This window comes from Maricaulis sp. (genome assembly GCF_048269565.1).
Classification (GTDB): Bacteria; Pseudomonadota; Alphaproteobacteria; order Caulobacterales; family Maricaulaceae; genus Maricaulis.
In genome coordinates this window covers 484559-502418 of sequence record NZ_JBLXIK010000003.1, presented here as the reverse complement: position 1 = coordinate 502418, position 17860 = coordinate 484559, and the positions used below count along the sequence as shown (strand labels likewise).

The 17860-nt window shown below is 60.9% G+C and carries 18 protein-coding genes and 1 tRNA gene; 8 read left to right on the top strand and 11 right to left on the bottom strand.

Annotated features, from left to right (window positions below; all coding sequences use genetic code 11):
* Nucleotides 1-56 precede the first annotated feature (56 nt).
* From tig to pheA, 5 genes are all read left to right on the top strand, one after another.
* A complete protein-coding gene (gene tig, locus ACN0YL_RS09200; RefSeq protein WP_417497771.1) occupies nucleotides 57-1538 on the top strand; it encodes a trigger factor in 1482 nt (493 codons plus the stop codon).
* A 188-nt stretch (nucleotides 1539-1726) separates the two neighbouring features.
* Nucleotides 1727-2356 carry an ATP-dependent Clp protease proteolytic subunit gene (locus ACN0YL_RS09195; protein WP_417468023.1) on the top strand — a complete coding sequence of 210 codons (630 nt, stop codon included), beginning with the start codon at nucleotides 1727-1729 and terminating at the stop codon, nucleotides 2354-2356.
* A gap of 156 nt (nucleotides 2357-2512) precedes the next feature.
* The gene (clpX, locus tag ACN0YL_RS09190; protein ID WP_417468025.1) at nucleotides 2513-3784 is read left to right on the top strand and encodes an ATP-dependent Clp protease ATP-binding subunit ClpX; all 1272 of its coding nucleotides are present in this window, start codon (nucleotides 2513-2515) and stop codon (nucleotides 3782-3784) included.
* A gap of 145 nt (nucleotides 3785-3929) precedes the next feature.
* Complete coding sequence (gene lon, locus ACN0YL_RS09185) at nucleotides 3930-6332, top strand: endopeptidase La (protein ID WP_417497770.1); 2403 nt, start codon at nucleotides 3930-3932, stop codon at nucleotides 6330-6332.
* 280 nt (nucleotides 6333-6612) lie between these two features.
* The gene (gene pheA, locus ACN0YL_RS09180) at nucleotides 6613-7764 is read left to right on the top strand and encodes a prephenate dehydratase (protein WP_417492240.1); all 1152 of its coding nucleotides are present in this window, start codon (nucleotides 6613-6615) and stop codon (nucleotides 7762-7764) included.
* 53 nt (nucleotides 7765-7817) lie between these two features.
* On the opposite strand, the gene ACN0YL_RS09175 is transcribed toward pheA, so the two are convergent.
* From ACN0YL_RS09175 to ACN0YL_RS09165, 3 genes are all read right to left on the bottom strand, one after another.
* Entirely contained in the window at nucleotides 7818-8081 is a 264-nt protein-coding gene (locus ACN0YL_RS09175; RefSeq protein WP_417468030.1) for a YiaA/YiaB family inner membrane protein, read from the bottom strand.
* An 11-nt stretch (nucleotides 8082-8092) separates the two neighbouring features.
* Nucleotides 8093-8806, bottom strand: coding sequence for a PspA/IM30 family protein (locus tag ACN0YL_RS09170; protein ID WP_417497769.1), 714 nt, complete (start codon nucleotides 8804-8806; stop codon nucleotides 8093-8095).
* A gap of 103 nt (nucleotides 8807-8909) precedes the next feature.
* On the bottom strand, nucleotides 8910-10079 hold the full coding sequence (locus ACN0YL_RS09165) for a sterol desaturase family protein (RefSeq protein WP_417497768.1): 1170 nt from the start codon (nucleotides 10077-10079) through the stop codon (nucleotides 8910-8912).
* A 108-nt stretch (nucleotides 10080-10187) separates the two neighbouring features.
* Between ACN0YL_RS09165 and ACN0YL_RS09160 the strand changes: the two genes are divergently transcribed.
* Together ACN0YL_RS09160 and ACN0YL_RS09155 are read left to right on the top strand one after the other, a co-directional pair.
* Nucleotides 10188-10856: a TetR/AcrR family transcriptional regulator gene (locus ACN0YL_RS09160; protein ID WP_417492237.1), complete on the top strand. Its 669-nt coding sequence runs from the start codon at nucleotides 10188-10190 to the stop codon at nucleotides 10854-10856.
* A 78-nt stretch (nucleotides 10857-10934) separates the two neighbouring features.
* Nucleotides 10935-11010 (top strand) — tRNA-Val (locus tag ACN0YL_RS09155).
* A gap of 189 nt (nucleotides 11011-11199) precedes the next feature.
* Here the strand turns inward: ACN0YL_RS09155 and ACN0YL_RS09150 are convergent.
* Nucleotides 11200-11811, bottom strand: a complete 612-nt coding sequence (locus tag ACN0YL_RS09150; RefSeq protein ID WP_417497767.1) for a hypothetical protein — start codon at nucleotides 11809-11811, stop codon at nucleotides 11200-11202.
* Nucleotides 11812-12309: 498 nt separating this feature from the next.
* Nucleotides 12310-12567, bottom strand: coding sequence for a helix-turn-helix domain-containing protein (locus ACN0YL_RS09145; protein ID WP_417497766.1), 258 nt, complete (start codon nucleotides 12565-12567; stop codon nucleotides 12310-12312).
* 237 nt (nucleotides 12568-12804) lie between these two features.
* Here ACN0YL_RS09145 and ACN0YL_RS09140 point away from each other — a divergent pair, with 237 nt between their 5' ends.
* Nucleotides 12805-13584, top strand: a complete 780-nt coding sequence (locus ACN0YL_RS09140; protein ID WP_417497765.1) for a hypothetical protein — start codon at nucleotides 12805-12807, stop codon at nucleotides 13582-13584.
* A 677-nt stretch (nucleotides 13585-14261) separates the two neighbouring features.
* Here the strand turns inward: ACN0YL_RS09140 and ACN0YL_RS09135 are convergent.
* The 6 genes from ACN0YL_RS09135 to ACN0YL_RS09110 form a co-directional block, all read right to left on the bottom strand.
* Nucleotides 14262-15476 (bottom strand): phage major capsid protein, encoded by a 1215-nt coding sequence (locus tag ACN0YL_RS09135; RefSeq protein WP_417497764.1) that lies wholly within the window; start codon nucleotides 15474-15476, stop codon nucleotides 14262-14264.
* A 55-nt stretch (nucleotides 15477-15531) separates the two neighbouring features.
* Complete coding sequence (locus ACN0YL_RS09130) at nucleotides 15532-16224, bottom strand: HK97 family phage prohead protease (RefSeq protein ID WP_417497763.1); 693 nt, start codon at nucleotides 16222-16224, stop codon at nucleotides 15532-15534.
* A gap of 162 nt (nucleotides 16225-16386) precedes the next feature.
* The gene (locus ACN0YL_RS09125; protein ID WP_417497762.1) at nucleotides 16387-16599 is read right to left on the bottom strand and encodes a hypothetical protein; all 213 of its coding nucleotides are present in this window, start codon (nucleotides 16597-16599) and stop codon (nucleotides 16387-16389) included.
* Nucleotides 16600-16799: 200 nt separating this feature from the next.
* Entirely contained in the window at nucleotides 16800-17330 is a 531-nt protein-coding gene (locus tag ACN0YL_RS09120) for a hypothetical protein (RefSeq protein WP_417497761.1), read from the bottom strand.
* The gene (locus ACN0YL_RS09115; RefSeq protein WP_417497760.1) at nucleotides 17330-17647 is read right to left on the bottom strand and encodes a hypothetical protein; all 318 of its coding nucleotides are present in this window, start codon (nucleotides 17645-17647) and stop codon (nucleotides 17330-17332) included. Before ACN0YL_RS09115 ends, ACN0YL_RS09120 begins: the two co-directional genes overlap by 1 nt.
* The gene (locus tag ACN0YL_RS09110; RefSeq protein WP_417497759.1) at nucleotides 17644-17847 is read right to left on the bottom strand and encodes a helix-turn-helix transcriptional regulator; all 204 of its coding nucleotides are present in this window, start codon (nucleotides 17845-17847) and stop codon (nucleotides 17644-17646) included. Before ACN0YL_RS09110 ends, ACN0YL_RS09115 begins: the two co-directional genes overlap by 4 nt.
* Nucleotides 17848-17860 lie beyond the last annotated feature (13 nt).

Genomic DNA, 17860 nt, shown 5'->3' with positions numbered 1-17860 from the left:
GCGCTCGAATTTTACTGCGGACCTGTCCGCCTCCACATCAATGCCAGGGCTAACCCATGAACGTCACCGAGAAAGCCGCCGAAGGCTTGAGCCGCACTTATGAGATCGTCTTTGCTGCAGACGATCTGCAAGCTCGCCTGGACGCGAAAATCCAGGAGATCCGTCCTGAAGTCCGCCTGAAGGGTTTCCGCCCCGGCAAGGTGCCAACCAGCCATATCCGCCGCATGTTCGGCGAATCGATCATGGGCGACATGCTCAATGAACTGGTGCCCGAGACCACCCAGAAGACCCTTGATGAGCGCAAGCTGCGCCCGGCCTCGCAGCCGGAAATCAATGTGGTCAGCGATGCCAAGGATGTCACGTCCGGCAAATCCGATTTCGTGTTCGAGATCAGCCTAGAGATCATGCCGGAATTTGAACCGGCGGACGCGTCCAAGCTGAAGGTCTCGCGCCCGGTGATCGAGGTTTCCGACGAGGAAGTCGACGACGCCCTGGCCAAGCTGGCCGATGAGAGCCGCGAATTCGCGCCGAAAAAGGGCAAGGCTGCCAAGGCCGAGAATGGCGATATCGTCGTGATCGATTTTGTCGGCAAGATTGACGGCGTCGCCTTTGAAGGTGGTTCGGCCGAAGACAGCCGCGTCGGCCTCGGCGATGGCGCCTTCATTCCGGGCTTTGAAGAACAACTCGTTGGCGCCAAGGCCGGCGAAGAGCGCACCGTCACCGTTACCTTCCCGGCCGAGTACCAGGCCAAGCATCTGGCCGGCAAAGAGGCTGTCTTTGATGTCACCGTCAAGGCCGTCGAAGCGCCGCAGGACTCCAAGATCGATGACGAGCTGGCCAAGCGCCTCGGCCTGTCCGATCTCGATGCCCTGAAGGACGCCCTCAAGAAACGTTTCGCCGGTGAGCATGCCGCCCAGTCGCGCCTCAAGGTGAAGCGCGCCGTCCTCGACCAGCTCGACGCGGCCCATGATTTCGATCTGCCTCCGAAAATGCTCGAAGCCGAATTCGAGAATATCTGGCGCGAAGTGGCCCATGCCATCGAGCACGGCCATCTCGAGGACGAAGACAAGGACAAGAGCGAAGACGAGCTGAAGGCTGAATACCGCGGCATCGCCGAGCGCCGCGTGCGCCTCGGCCTGGTGCTGGCCGAGATCGGCAACCGCAACAAGCTCGACGTGACCCAGGAAGAACTCTCCCGCGCGATCAACCAGGAAGCCATGCGCTATCCGGGTCAGGAACGTCAGGTGGTTGAATTCTACCAGAAGAATCCGGGTGCCGTCGCCCAGGTTCGCGCGCCGATCTATGAAGAGAAGGTCGTCGACTACATCCTCGAGCTCGCCGATGTCACCGATGTTCCGGTGACCCGTGAAGCGCTCTATGCCGATGATGACGAGGCGCCCGCTGCCAAGCCGGCCGCGAAAAAGAAGGCTCCGGCCAAGAAGAAGGCGGCTCCCAAGGCTGCGGCCAAGGCTGATGACAAGCCTGCGGCCAAGAAGGCCCCGGCGAAGAAGAAGCCGGCCGCCAAGAAAGACGCCTGATCCCTCGGGCCTGACGAATAAAACAGCGCCGGTGTGGCTTCGCACCGGCGCTTTTTTATACCCGGCGCATCGCACCTCGCGCTGCAGCCTGCGGCTTGCGCGTCCCGGCAACGCCCGCAATAGTTCCAACCTCGCGCGTAAAGAGAATCGTCCCCATATAGGCGGGACGACGGCCCAAGGAGCTTGATATGCAGAATCCCGAGGATGTGATGATGAATCTGGTTCCGATGGTGGTGGAGCAGACCAGCCGGGGCGAACGCGCCTTCGACATCTACTCCCGCCTGCTCAAGGAACGGATCATCTTCATCACCGGTCCGATCGAGGACCACATGGCCAGCCTGATCGTGGCCCAGCTGCTCTTCCTCGAATCCGAGCACCCGAAGAAAGAGATCTCGATCTATATCAATTCGCCCGGCGGCGTCGTCTCCGCAGGCCTGGCGATCTATGACACGATGCAATATATCCGCAGCCCGGTCTCGACGATGTGCATGGGCATGGCGGCCTCGATGGGCTCGCTGCTGCTGACTGCCGGTCACCCGGACATGCGCTATGCGACGCCGAATGCGCGGATCATGGTGCACCAGCCCTCCGGCGGCTTCCGTGGCCAAGCTTCCGATATCGAACGTCATGCGGCGGATATCCAGAAGATCAAGCGGCGGCTGAACGAGATTTACGTCAAGCATACCGGACGGACCTATGACGAGATCGAACAGGCGCTCGACCGCGACAATTTCATGTCGGCGGATGAGGGCAAGGAATTCGGCCTGGTCGATCACGTCTATGCCAAGCGGGCCGATCCGGAGAATCCGGAGGCCTGAGCCTGATCTTTCACAGCAGGCTGGCTTGAACCAGCCTGTCACGATATGGTCGAATTAGCAGACGCGGAAACCTTTCGCTAAAGTTCGGCCCTGATGTTGCAGGATCGAATAAATTGCGGCGATCGCCGAGATCGCCGGGCTTGAAATGGAGCGGACATGAGTAAGACCACAGGCGGCGACGCTGAGTCCAAGAACACGCTGTACTGCTCCTTTTGCGGCAAGAGCCAGCATGAGGTTCGCAAGCTGATCGCGGGGCCGACGGTCTTCATCTGCGATGAGTGCGTTGAACTGTGCATGGACATCATCCGGGAGGAGAACAAATCCTCGCTGGTGAAATCCAAGGAAGGCGTGCCGTCGCCCCAGGAGATCTTTGATGTCCTGAACGATTATGTGATCGGCCAGTCGCATGCCAAGCGCGTGCTCGCCGTGGCGGTGCACAATCACTACAAGCGCCTCAACCACGCCGGCCAGAATTCCGATGTCGAGCTGGCCAAGTCCAACATCCTGCTGATCGGCCCGACCGGTTGCGGTAAGACGTTGCTGGCCCAGACGCTGGCGCGCATCCTCGATGTGCCCTTCACCATGGCCGATGCGACGACGCTGACCGAAGCCGGCTATGTCGGTGAGGATGTCGAGAATATCGTCCTCAAACTGCTCCAGTCCGCCGACTACAATGTCGAGCGGGCCCAGCGCGGCATCGTCTATATCGATGAGATCGACAAGATCTCGCGCAAGTCCGACAACCCGTCCATCACTCGCGACGTGTCGGGTGAGGGCGTGCAGCAGGCCTTGCTGAAGATCATGGAAGGCACGGTTGCCTCCGTGCCGCCGCAGGGCGGGCGCAAGCATCCGCAACAGGAATTCCTGCAGGTCGATACCACCAATATCCTGTTCGTGGTTGGCGGCGCTTTCTCCGGTCTCGACAAGGTTATCTCCCAGCGCGGCCAGGGCTCCTCGATCGGCTTCGGTGCCGATGTGCGCGAGCCTGATGTCCGCCGCACCGGCGATATCCTGCGCATGGTCGAGCCGGATGATCTGCTGCGCTTCGGCCTGATCCCGGAATTCGTCGGCCGTCTGCCGGTGATCGCGACCCTGGAAGACCTCGATGAGGATGCCCTGGTCCAGATCCTGACCGAGCCGAAGAACGCCCTGGTGAAGCAGTATCAGCGCCTGTTCGACATGGAAGGCGTCGGCCTGACCTTCACCGAGGATGCACTGAAGCAGATCGCCAAGCGTGCGATCATGCGCAAGACCGGTGCCCGCGGGCTGCGGTCGATCATGGAGGGCATCCTGCTCGAAACCATGTTCGACCTGCCTTCGATGGACGGTGTCGAAGAGATCGTCGTCAACGCGGAAGTTGTCGAAGGCAATGCCAAGCCATTGCTGATCTATGCCGAACGCAAGGACGATAAGCGCACGGGTGCTTGACGTCGACGCCTCGCATCGCCACCTGTTGATGCAAGAGGCGGCCACCCGGCTGCACTAATTTTCACCCGTCGGCGTCGGGCCGAACCGGATCAGGGCCGTCTGTCCTGTCCCGGCGCGCCGGCAAGCGGGTGCGCATGGAGCATATATGTCCACGATAAAAACACTTCCCCTCCTGCCGTTGCGCGACATTGTCGTGTTCCCGCACATGATTGTTCCCTTGTTCGTTGGCCGCGAGAAATCGGTCAAGGCGCTGGAAGAAGTCATGCGCGCAGACAAGCAGATCCTGCTGGCCACCCAGCGCAGCGCCGGTGACGACGAGCCGGCCAGTTCCGCCATTCATTCGACCGGCGTGATCGCCTCTGTCCTGCAATTGCTCAAACTGCCCGACGGTACCGTCAAGGTCCTGGTCGAGGGCGGCGTGCGCGTCGAGATCACCGGCTATACCGCCAATGAGGATTTCTACGAGGCGACCTGCGAGCCGATGACCGAGGAAGTCGGCGATCCTGCCGAGCTGGAAGCGCTGATGCGCACGGTTGCGGCCAAGTTCGACGACTACGTCAAGCTCAACAAGAAGGTGCCGCCCGAGGCACTGGCCTCGCTGGCCCAGATCAGTGATCCGGCCAAGCTGTCGGATTCGATCGCGGCCCATCTCGCCGTCAAGATCGAGGAAAAACAGGCGCTGCTGGAACAGCCCGATGCGGCCGCCCGTCTCGAGCGCATTCTCGGTCTGATGGAAGGCGAGATCGGCGTCTTGCAGGTCGAGAAGAAAATCCGCAGCCGTGTCAAGCGGCAGATGGAAAAGACCCAGCGCGAATATTATCTCAACGAGCAGATGAAGGCGATCCAGCGCGAGCTGGGTGAGGGCGATGACAGCCGTGAGGAGCTCGCCGAGCTCGAGGACCGTCTCGCCGAGGCCAAGCTCTCGAAGGAAGCCCGCGCCAAGGCCGAGGCTGAATTCAAGAAGCTTCGCCAGATGAGCCCGATGTCGGCGGAAGCCACGGTCGTGCGCAATTATCTCGACTGGATCCTGGCGCTGCCCTGGGGCAAGCGCAAGCGCCTCAAGAACGATCTGAACCGGGCCGAGGAAATCCTCGATGCGGATCATTACGGCCTCGAGAAGGTCAAGGAACGCATCCTTGAGCATCTTGCCGTCCAGGCGCGCACCCGGAAGATGCGTGGCCCCATCCTGTGTCTCGTCGGGCCTCCGGGCGTCGGCAAGACCTCGCTCGGCCGTTCGATTGCCAAGGCGACGGGGCGCGATTTCGTGCGCATGTCGCTGGGCGGCGTGCGTGACGAGGCCGAAATCCGCGGCCACCGCCGCACCTATATCGGTTCGATGCCGGGCCGGATCGTCCAGTCAATGAAGAAGATCAAGTCGAGCAATCCACTTTTCCTGCTCGACGAAATCGACAAGCTCGGCGCCGATTATCGCGGCGATCCGTCTGCGGCCTTGCTTGAGGTGCTCGACCCGGAACAGAATGCGACGTTCAACGATCACTATCTGGAGGTCGATTATGACCTGTCGGATATCATGTTCGTGACGACGGCCAATACGCTGAACCTGCCGCAACCGCTTCTCGACCGGATGGAAGTCATCCGCATCGCCGGGTATACCGAGGATGAAAAGCTCGAGATCGCCAAGCGCCACTTGATCCCCAAGCAGATGGTCAATCACGCCCTGTCGCCCAGCGACTGGTCGGTGTCTGATGATGCCGTGCGCGATCTGATCCGCTACTATGCCCAGGAAGCCGGCGTGCGTAATCTTGAGCGCGAACTGGCCAATCTGGCCCGCAAATCGGTGCGCCGTCTGCAGACCGGCAAGGCCGAACGCGTGGATATCACGCCGGAAAACCTTGGCGAATTCGCTGGCGTCCGCAAATACCGTTTCGGTGAATCCGAGCGCGAGGACCGTGTCGGTCTCGTCACCGGCCTGGCCTGGACGGAAGCGGGCGGCGATCTGCTGCAGATCGAGGCGGTCAAGATGCCCGGTCGCGGCAAGATGACGGTCACCGGCAATCTGCGCGATGTGATGAAGGAATCGATCTCGGCGGCGAATTCATTCGTGCAGTCGCGGGCGCCTTCCATGGGTATCCGGCCGACGGTGTTCCGCACCACGGACATCCATGTCCACGTCCCCGAAGGCGCGACGCCGAAGGATGGTCCATCGGCCGGTATCGGCATGATGACGGCGATCGTCTCGGTGCTGACCGGGATTCCGGTGCGCAAGGATCTGGCAATGACGGGTGAGATCACCCTGCGCGGCCATGTCCTGCCGATCGGCGGGCTGAAGGAAAAACTGCTCGCGGCCCTGCGTGGCGGCGTCAAGACCGTGTTGATCCCGAAGGAGAACGAGAAGGATCTCGTCGAAATTCCGGACAATGTGAAACAGGGTCTGGAGATCATCGCGGTCGAAACCGCCGATGAAGTCCTGGCCCGCGCCCTGACCCAGCCGGTCGAGCCGGTCGAGTGGACCGAGTCCGATGCCGCGGCCCTGGCCGGTATGGCCAATACGCCGACGGATGGCAGCGAGTCCCAGCTCGCACACTAACTTGCCTCCGGCTCCGGCCGCATTGGAAATGAAAGGCCGGGATTTATCGTCCCGGCCTTTTTTCTGCACAAAAATTGCGCCTTGCGGCTTTGCGTTATTGACGCGGGCCGGGCAGGATCGCAGACTGTCGTCATGACTTGTGCACCGCTTTATTTTACCGGCTATTTTAGCAACGCAACCCGTTCGGGGGCGGTGGCCGGCTAGCGCGCGCGACAAGCAGCGAGTTTCCAGGGCCTCCCCCAACCGGGGAGGCCTTTTTGTTTTGAGAAAGAGGCAGACCATGTCTGAACAGGTTTCCCGCGACGAGATCCGGTCATCGATCTCGCAGATCGATCGCGATCTCGTCGATGCCATTGCCCGGCGCACGGCGCTGGTCGAGGCGATTGTCGATGAGAAGGTCCGCTCCGGCCTGCCGGTCCGGGACCGCGACCGCGAGCAGGCGATACTGCGCGAAGCCGTCGCGCGCGCCGAGGCCGGCGGCGTCTCGCGCGAGCTGGTCGAGCAGATATTTCATGCCCTGTTTGACGACTCGATCCGGATGCAGCGCACCCGCTTCGACTCGATGCGCGATGCCGATCTCAACGAGGCCAGCGTCGCCTATCTCGGCGGGCCGGGCAGTTACAGCCATATCGCGGCGCAGAAGATCTTCGCCCGCCGCAACGCCAATGTGGTGCCATCGCCGAAACGCGATTTCGTCTCGATCTTCCGGGCCGTCGAAACCGGCGAGGTCGATTTCGGTGTCGTGCCGATCGAGAACACCACCACCGGCTCGATCAATGAAGTGTTCGATATCCTGCTTGAGGGACGCACCCGAATTGCCGGTGAATTCATGCTGAGGGTTGATCACTGCCTGATCGGCAAGGCCTCGGGCAATGGCCGGATTACCCGGGTTTTCGGGCATCCGCAGGCGCTGGCGCAATCGCGCCGCTATCTCGCCGGGCATCCGGAGATCGAGACCCACATGTCATCGAGCACGACCCGGGCGCTCGAACGCTTGCTGGAAGAGGATGATACGGCAGCCGCCATCGCCGGCGAGGATGCAGCCAAACTGTTCGGTTTTGACGTCCTCGCCCATGGCGTGGGCGATCACGAGCAGAATATCACCCGTTTCATCGTGCTTGCGAGGGACAGCAAGCTGCCGGCACGCGGGGTCGAGTGCAAGACCTCGATGATGTTCACCACGCGTGATGATCCGGGTGCCCTGGTCAATGCGCTGACGGGCTTTCGCGATCACGGCATCAATCTGGTGAAGCTGGAATCGCGCCCGATCGCCGGCAATCCGTGGGAAGAGATGTTCATCATGGATGTCGAGGGCCATCTCGATGACCCCAAACTGCGCGACAGTCTCACTGTCCTCGAGGAGCATACCCGCGAGATCAGGATGCTCGGCTGCTATGCCGCCGACCGTATCGATCGCGTCAAGGTCGATTGAGGCGAGGGGCCTGGTGCCTTGTCGCACCAGGCCCGCCACATGCGCGAGATCGCCTATTCGGTGGCGACGTAATCGCTGAGCAGTTTCTCCTGCCGGGCGCGTTCGACCTTGGAGGAGAATTGCTCATTGATCCGCTGTTCCTGCAGTGTCTTGACCAGGGTAACGAGCGAGCCGGTCAGGAAGAGTACGCCCATCCCGACATAGCCCTTGGTCGACAGATCGACCGGCATCAGGATCAGTGACAGGCCGAGCATCGCATAAGCGGCGATGACACAGGCATAATTGAAGCTGACCCAGAGTTTCGATTGTCCCAGCATGATGCTCTCCTTCAAACGGTCTGGGGTTGGCCGGCATCAGTGCCGGTTGCGGTTTTGGCCCGCAGCCGGGCGAGCACGTCTGCTCCGCGCGTGCGCGGCGGCGTGCCCAGTCCCTCGGCGTCCATGCGGTCGATCAGGTCATCGCCGCTCAGCTCGGCGTCGAGCTGGTCGAGAATATCGAGCTCTTCGCCCGGGTCGGTGCGTTCCAGGGCCCGCTTGAGTACGGCCTCGCCCTCAGCGATCGCGGCCATGCCGGCGAAATCGCCGCGCAATTCACGTGTCGCGCCGCGTTCGGCCTCCATCGCGCGGGCGGTCGTCAGACCAAGCCGGAGTTCAACCAGCCGCCGGTCGGTCTTCTCGATCATCAGGCGCAGGCGCCGGGCCGCGAGCCCGGTTCGCTCCAGCGTCTGCTCGCGCACCTCGCTTTCCCGTTCAAGGTCGGCGATCGCCTCGGCGCCTTCACTGGCGAAGGCCTCCATTCCGGCGTTCAGGGCATCGCTGACCCGCGCCTCGAGATCGCCGATCCGGGCGATGACGCCGGCGAGCGCGCGTTTCTCGTTGCGCTCGCGCAGGATCATTGTCGCGAGGGCGCGTTTGGCGCGTTCATGCCCGGCGGTGGCTTCACGCAGTTTCTGCTCCAGGATCAGCACGGCATGGCCGTCCTCGATCTCGTCACGCGCCCGGGCGGTCTGGCCGCGCAGGATGGTGAACAGGGTTTTGAACATTAGCATCTCCTTTTGTGAACTATGTTCATAAAAAACGCTAGAGCTGAATCCGGTTCACGCAAGGGGGAAAATATCGTGCCTGTACCGTTGTCAGCCGGGGCGGTCAGGCCGCGATCAAGCCCTTGAACGGATGCAGGGTGTGGGCGCGGTAACTGTGCGCGGGCTCCTCAGCGCCGATGCCGTATTCGGCGGGCCAGCCGCGAGGCATGTGCAAGGTGCCGAACAGGCGATCGATGAAGGAAAAATGCACCGCGAAATTCTTGTTGTGTGCCGTCTCTTCCAGCGCGTGGTGCCAGTGGTGATGACGCGGGGTGACGAAAACCGGCTCCAGCCAGCGCAGATCCCAGTCGATATTGGCGTGGATGAAGGTGGCGTGGAAACCGATCATCAGGGCGTAGGCATTGACGACGGCCTGGTCGAAGCCGAGCAGGAAGACCGGAGCCAGCGTCGCGGTGCGGGTGATCAGGGCTTCAAGCACGTGCAGGCGCGAGCTCGCCAGCCAGTCCATTGTCCTGGAGGAGTGGTGGACGGCATGGATGCCCCAAAGCGCCTGGTGACTGTGATAGGCACGGTGCACGCCATACTCGACCAGATCGACAGCGAGCATGATGGCGAAGAACTGTACGATGAAGGGCAGGCCGGCGATGAATTCCGTGACGATCTCGAATCGCGCCCAGCCCAGTCCCTGGACAAGCAGAAAATTGGTGCCGGCCAGATAGGCGCCCAGCAATAAGTGCATGACGAAGAAGTGCTTCAGGTCGAGCGACCAGTTTTCGCGCAGGACCGGCTGGTCCTCGCGCAGTGGTGCGGCCTTCTCCAGCAGGGTAAAGACGATCCCGGTGGAGAGCAGGCCGAGCACGAACCAGTCGAGGCCGACATAGAAGCGTGAGGCCTGGATCGGTCCCAGCGGCGTGTCGGCACCGCCGAGCAGGGCGGCAAGGGCAAGGACGCCAAGGCCTGCGCCGGCAATCGTCAGCCGTTTGCGCATCAGGGCGAGCACACCGAACACGCCGGAGAGGATCATCAGGGCTCCCAGGCCGGCGCGCAGGGTGGGAATATCATAACTTGCGCGAAGTTGCGGAATGGTGAGCTGAGCCGGGAAATGGAAGACGAGAACGCCGGCCAGGCTGAGCACCGCCAGCAGCAGGCACAGATAGGCGGCCAGCCAGCCATCACCGATGCGGAAGTGACCGCGGGCAGGGCGCAGGCGCAGCCAGTGACGGAATGATGCGGGGCGCAGCTGCGTGTTGAGACTGAACGGGTAGGTCGTCATGGTGAAGGCTCTCGATAAACGAACGATGTTCACAAATTGTCTGTGAATCAGATTCAGGCAAGCTAAAAAGAACGTTGTTCGTTATTTATTTTCCGCTAGGCTGGGGCCATGGATGAGAGCCTCCCAAAAAGTCCCGAGCCAGCCAGGCCTGCGGCCAGAAAACCCCGCGGCCGGCCGGGCCTGACCGAGCGCGACCGTGACCTGGCGCTTCAGGCCGCGCGCACCTTGCTCGCCGCGGAAGGTCTCGAGGGGCTGCAGGCACGGGCGGTTGCGCGCGAGGCAGGCCTCAGCGTCGGTTCGATCTACAAGCTGTTCGGCGATATCGAGTCCCTGGTCCGTACCCTCAACCTGGAAACCCATCGCGAATTTGCCGCCCACCACCGCGCCGCGCTCGAGGCGATGACCGATGAGGGGAGCGATGCGGAGGCGCGATTGATGGCGCTGGCGCGGGCCTATCTCGAATTTGTGCTGGAGAACGGCCGGCGTTGGGACGCCGTCCTGCGCACCAGCCGTCGTGTCGAGGCGGGGCGGCCGGCCGAGTATTTTCAGTCGGAGGAGGCGCTGTTTGCGATTGTCGAATCGGTGATCGGCGAATTGCCGGGCTTTGCCGACCCGGTACGGCGCGCACGCGCCGCGCGTGCGCTCTGGGCCAGTGTGCACGGTATTATCAGCGTCACGCTCGCCAACAGCCGCGCGAGCGACCCCGCCGCCGATGCCCTGGCGCAGGTCGATCTCATTCTCGGCGCCGTGACGCGTGATGCCAGCCAGGCGCAGTAGTCTTGGCTTGCGCCCGGCACCCGGGCCGGACTAGAAAGCGCCTCCAGATCGGCGCAAGCTGATGGATCCTGATGGATCGGGCGGTTAGCTCAGCTGGGAGAGCATCTCGTTTACACCGAGAGGGTCGGGGGTTCGAACCCCTCACCGCCCACCATTACTTTCAATAGCTTAATGTAATTTGTTGACAGCTAGAGGTGCTGTGTTCGGTATTTGGGTAACGAACAGGGTAACGGGTGGCTCATCAGCTCTCCACTGAAATGGTACCCCGACGTGGCTGTGGTGGGGCGCATCCCCGTAGAAGCCGAATCGTTTCCGCCTCGCTGCCACAGCATTGAGTGGGCGTTCATTCTGGCTGTGGTGTTCGCCGACTGCATAAGTCGGAAGTTGGGTTTGTCGCACAGCGCGTGTCGAGTCGTTCACGCACCCGCATATCGCGAGACACCGCTGCAGAAAAAACACAGGCGGCATTTTGGGTAATCAAGATTCTCGGTCCAAAACCATCGTCTGCCGTATGCTCGCCGAACCAGTACGGCTCCCGTTCATCGGCTTCAGGCTCAACAGGATTGCGTTTATCCACTATGAGGTGATCCGAAAAGATTTGGATTCGGTCGCCTGGCTGCCCCGTGAAATGGGAGCTTGGATCGATACCAAGCACGCGACCAAGGGGTTGGTCGGCTAGGCCAGCCCGCTCGACTAAGTCCCTTTGGTAGTCGGCGTAGCCATTGCCGATATAGCGGCGCAAGAAATTCAAGTTTTCGGGGTTGGAAAGCTGTTGTACGGCAACGCATCGCATGGGCGACATAACTGCCTCTCCCGACGGCGGATCAAGCTCACTGACCTCGGGGAATGTGAATTCATAAATCGGTTCGGCTAAGGTCCGCGAAGGTGCAGTCGGAGCGTCGCACGATACCGTGACAAGTGCGACAGCGAGGGCGATAAGCATTTGCTTCATCATCCAAAACCTCCAGCGAAGGCGGGTCTGCCTTCAAATGTGTTTGGGGCCTGATTGAACCGCGCGGAGGCGTCTCTTGGTGATGCCCGCCACAGCCCCGCATTCTCGATAGAATGATTCGATGGCGTCCCTTTCACCTTCATCCTCAGGTGGAGCACTATCTGAGTCCGGCAAACGCTCATTTAGGAATTGAACAAATGACTCGTTACACGCTCAATGCGGCACTGATCGGCGGATGCATAATTGCCGCAGCCGCCCTCCACGCTACGCTTTCCCAGCCCCCGCGCTACCAGTTCGCCCTAGCGGAGGGGCCATCGGTCTATCGCCTGAACTCTCAAACTGGGGATGTTTCGGTCTGTGCGCCGTTCAATCCACATGCCTTTGACCGTAGAACGTCTGCTCCGAGATTGAGCCTGAACTGCGCCTTGGTCCCCAATCCAAGCCTTGGAGAACATGCGGGGGAGCTTCAGACTTGGGATGTCCCGTGACCAACTTTATGGCTCATTGCCGGGTTAGCTGACGACGCTGAGGCAGTCGCGGTCTTGGCTCGAAAAACCATGAAATCGGCACGCCCAGAACAACGGCAAAACTGAACAGTCGGGTTGCACCGGCCCTTAGCTTGCCCGCTTCGATACATTTGACGGTGCGAGGGGCGAGACCAGCGCGGTCCGCGAGCTGGCCACATGTCCAGCCGCGAACAATCCGCGCCAAGGCGATGCGGGAGCCAATAATGTGATCGAGTGATTGAACGGTAGCCATGAGCGCACCATAAACGAGCGTTGGAATAGTTTACAGCTCGGTTATGAAATTGACTCGTCACCGCGGTGCGGCGGAATGGGGTCCATGTGGCTGACTGGACTAACTCACGCACCGCTTGCATTATTCCGCCTTACGCACCCGATTCGCCTCGAACGGCGTTACCGTTGAGGCGCAAGCGGCGTCTCGGGGCGGGCGGCCTATTCCTTGCTGCGCCCATCTTCTTTCTTCGAGTTTGACATGACTAATCCCGACATCGAATTCGAGTCAGCGTTCTACAACATCGAGAAGACACGCCGTAGCTTGGAGCAGTTCGACAAAATCACAACCAGTTTTTTCGAAAACACCGCATGCCGCTCAGTCGTTTATAGCGATGCGGACACCGGAAACAAAACCTATAAGATCGTGCTCGAAGACAACATTCCGATCAGCGCGAGAGACGCGATGAGTGGGGCAATCGCCGATCTCAGACACGCACTCGACATGGCCATGTGCGCCACTTTTAAGATCGTCAAAGGCAAGGATGCCCCCAAGATGCTCTACTTTCCTGCGGGGAATTCTGCGGGTGATGTTCGGGGGAAACTGGATGTATTCGACTTCCCCGACTACGTCACAATGTACCTTTCGAGCCTCCAGCTTCACCCAGCTCTTGACGAAGCCTCCCCCCCCAACAACCACTTGCTCTGCGAGCTCATAACCGCCGCGCGAGAAAAGCACAGAGTCGCTTGCGCACCTGACGCCAAAATTACTGGGGCCGGGATCCGCGTTGGAGCCAAGGACGTTATCTGCATGCGAATCCCGCCTCGCTGGGATAGCTCCAAACAGGAGGTGGAAGTCGGTACGGTCGGTCCGGAAGGGCACTTCGACTACGATTATCACCTAACGTTTGAGGTAGTCTTCACCGATGCTGGACCACTTACGGGGCGCCCTGTACGTCAGACCATTTTCGAACTCTGCCAAACCTGCGACGCCGTCGTCAGCGAGTTGAAGCTCATGTGCACCGAGCACACGCCTCGCTAATGGCATTCCCGGATCAGCCATCTATGAAACCGCCTTCTTTAGAGCCGGGTTCCTATTCCCAAGGACGCCCGCCCGTAGGGTTGTTGCGTTCGGCTGTCCCTGCGGCTTGCGGCGTGTATCGTGCCTGATGCGTTAGGCGCATTTGCCGGGCGAGGGCGGCCAGTGTCTTCGTCTCGCGGTCGCGTACCGTGAGCATTCGAAGGAATGCCGGGCCTCTTTCGTCGCAGGCGATAGCCTCGGCTTGGCAGTCGTCAATCAGGGTTTGCAGGTCCGCCCGAAAACTGGCGTGCTCGCAGAACAGTCGGAGCAAATCTTGCTGCGCGGCGGTAGCGAACCAGCTAGTCGGCTCACTAGCGACGATGCGCTCCCAAGTGCGGATTTGCGCTGCCGTCATGTCAGCCGGTGCAGCCGGTCGCCGGTCCGTCAGCGAGCGCGGCGGCTTCAATAGGTCCGCTGCCGATTTTCGTCCGGGTTTTGCCATTTTCAGCCTCTGAATTGTTACGGTTTATCGAAGAAGAGTTTCCCACGCCGGTACCCATGCCCGAGGGCTAAGGATTCTTGCCCCCCTAGGGGCAACCTCGGCTCCGCATGTCCGTACAGAGCCGAGGCTGGTCACGTCCGCCATTTGTGAAGTGCGAGCGTGACGGGCGAGGCGGAGTAACCCGCCCCCCATTCGGTTAGCTCGCCGCGATCTTGATGAGCTTAATTGCGTTGTCGTCCAGGGTCTTTCCGCCGACGCGCTTGCGAGCATAGAACTTGAGCTGTCCAGGCGTCGTCACGTTGTCGTCTACCGTCACGCGGAAGCCAAAGCTGTCACAGATCAGATAGCCGCGCTGGAAGTCACCAAAGGCGACGGGGTAGGCGTTCGCGCTCACGTCCGGCATGTTCTCGTCAATGACGACTTCATAGCCACACAGAAGCGGTGGCTGGCCGGCTGCCAGCATATCGCGCCAGAGGTAATTGCCGTCCGCATCTTTGAACTTGCGAATGACACCAGCCGTTGCTGAGTTCATCACCCACCGAGCATTGGCGCGGTATCCAGCGCGCAGGGAATATACGGTTGTCCACAGAACATCAGCCGGGAAAAATTCAGGCGACGTAACGGAGAGACTGCCGAAGCCGGAAGCGTTGCCGGTCGGGACATATTGTAATTGCCCGAATGAGCGCGCTGGGCTTTCACTGTCGCCAGATGCGGAAGGGGTCGCGTCGAGAAATCCCGTGGGCTTTTTGGTGCCGTCGCCGGACACGAACGCCGCGCCCTCGGCAATGGCCAGTTGCTCGGACACGCTGCGAACAAGCCATTCCTGCACATTGAATTGTATGTCCGCGAAGGATTCTTCCGACGCCTTCGGGTAGGCGTAGACAATGCCGAATGTCGGGGCGACTTCGCCAAGCTGCGCGGTGTCTGTTTCGCTGCGGGTGTCGCCTTCGCCAACCCAGCCCGACGACGCGCCGTTGATGTCCACCAGCATTTTGAAGTCAGAGGATGAGACGGTTTCGACGCGGGCAATCTGGCGCATTGGCGACAGGTCAAGCAGGCGCTTTTGTACCTGCGCCGCGATGATTTCAGGCACGCCGTAGCCGCCGCCCGCATCAGAGCCGATGGTAACGGCCTTGAAGCCTTCAAGCGCGGCCATTTTCGTCTGTGACTTCGGATTGCGGAGCCAATCGCCAAACGCATCAGCGTGCGCTTTTTGTTCAGGCGTGACGTAGCTGCCGTCATTGTCGCGGAGCTGCGGGCGTGCCGCGACCGCTTCCAGATGGTTTAGGCGTGACTTGAGGTCCGTCACGCTTTCGGAGATTTCTTTGGTGGCCCGCCCGGCTTCAATGCCTGCGGCGGTCTTCTTATCGATGGCGTCCAGTGACGCGCGAATGTCTGCGATCATTTCCATGTTTTCTATCCATGAGCTGCGGCGTCATCACGACGCTGCGTTGATTGGGAGCGGGTCAGGCGTAGCGGCGAAGCTCCCGTAAAATCGCTGCCATAGTGTCGGCTTCGGCCTGTGCCTTCGCCTCGGTTTCGAGTTGTTGAGGTGTTGCGTTTTGCAGATGTGCCCAGCCGCCCGCCGCTACCTTCTCGCAGAAGCGCACAGGCAAGCCGTGGCCTCTCAGGAGGTCGCGCAATTCGTCAGGGCCGGTGATGGACTTCACTTGCTGCACGCGGGCAGAGAGAGCTGCCGGAAGCGTCACAATGCTGACCTCGTACAGATCCAGCGCCTTGAGCGTCCGCACGCCCTGCCGATCGACAGAAGCGCCACCGGGAGCAATGCCAAAGCCGATGGAAAGCCCGTCCAGATCGCCGCCTTTGACATGCTCATAGGCTTGCTGTCCGGCTTCGGTTTTCAGGTTGAGCTGTCCGCTAACGTGCAAGCCGTCCGCGCGTTCTTGCATCTGTGACCAGCGGCCAACAGGGCGTGACTGATCATGCGCCCAGAGAAGCGCGGGAGCGGTGCCAGCGGCTTTGTGCTTGGCAAGGCTTGCGGAGAATGCGCCCGGCTCGATGATGTCGCCGTAGCTGTCAGGACTGCCGCCAAATGGGCTAGCCAATCCTTCAATCTCGCCAGAGCCGGACGCTTTCACCTCAAGCGCAAAGGCGCGGCCCAGGCTAAGGCTGGATATGTCGAATTTGATTGGGGTCACGTCAGTGCCTCGTAACAGAACGCACCGGCCCGCATTGGGTCCGGCTGGATGGCGTGCTGTTCGGTCAAGGACTCGAACGCGAGAGGGTGCCGCGCCAAAGGCTGCGACAGACCATTATCTAGCACACCTGCGGTTGGAACACAAGGGGAACATGCGGACATATCAAGCGTCCTTGCCCTTGCTTGTGGAGAAGTTCACCACCGTGCCTGGCGCGTCCAGTTCCGCAATTGAACGGCTTAGGGAATGGGCAAGCCCAAATGCGGCATTGCGAGAGAGCGCAACGGATACGGTTTCGCCGCCGCTTTCAAACTCGATTGATACGATGCCAGAGGCGGCATCCACGACGGGCGGATTGCTCACGAATGATACAGGCATGATCGTTACTCCGTTTTCGCTGGCGACCGTTCGGGCCAAAATTGGCCATTCGGACAAATCGCGTGTTTAAGGCTGATATTCTGAGAGACTGGGTATGGTAATAAGGATGTCTCGCTTTTCGGGACGGTCGCGGGCGGTTTTTGGCCCTAACCGTCCTCCTTTTCGGGACGCCCTGTCATCTTTTCAGGGACAGGAAGGCCCTAACCGTCCTCCTTTTCGGGACAGCACCGTCCCGCTTTTCGAGACGGGATATTTTTTCCGTTCGCGCCCTTGGGGTTGTTTGCGGGATGCCGGACCGCCTCAAAGTCGTTGCCCGGCTTCCATGCCTTGTAGAGTCGCCGCCCTACCGGGTGTGACGCCTGCGGCAACGGAAACTCTGTCAGCTCATAGGACGGGCCGCGCGCTTCGCCTGTAACGCCGAGCGCGGCCATGGCGGTAACCACGACGAAGCCTTTCTGCTGCAATTCTTGAAAGCCGCCCGCCGCCGCGTTCCGGTGTATGCCCAGCCGCTGCGCCGCTTGCCTGACGCTCAATTGTATTTTGCCGTTGTTGCTGAATTGCCGATCACGCCCTTCAAAGCGAAGCCAAATGTATGTCATTTGGGCTTTAGGGGAGAGCGCGCGCCAAGCAGGCTCCTGCACAAGCGCAAGGGGTAGGGCGGTGACTTTGCCGTCCCCCTTGGTTCTGCCGGTGGCGTCATGCCCGCGCCATGCTTTGCGGGGTTTTGCCATTAATCGACCCTCACGCCTTGCCATTCGCCGGGCTGGTATTCGACAAGCCGAGCGGGCGCTGTGAGGCTGTAAGCGGCATACTCCCCACCATCGCCACGGGCGTTGCAGAACCGCGCGGATGCAATGCTGATCGAATGGGAGCGTTTCAGCCTGTGGACGATGGCGGCAAGGCGAACACCCGGTTCAATCTCCGCAGAACTTACAGAGCCACGCTCGATCATTGCGCGCATGATTTCGGCATTGCGCCCGACAAAGGCGCGGCGGTTGCCGTCGATTTCCACAGTCAAGCGGGCGGGTTTCCAGCGGCGGGCGGTCATTGTGCCGCCTCCCGGAAGGTGTTGAGCCACGCGAGCACCTCCGTCTCTCTCCAGTAGCGGCGGCGGCCGATGCGGGCCGGTTCAGGAAAGTCGCGTTGATCCAGCCAGCGCCAAAGCGTCATGTCAGAAATGCCGCCGCACAATTCGCGGACGGTCGCGGCGGGGATGTGTCGGTGGGTATTGATGGCAGGGGAGGGCATGTGTTTCGCTCCA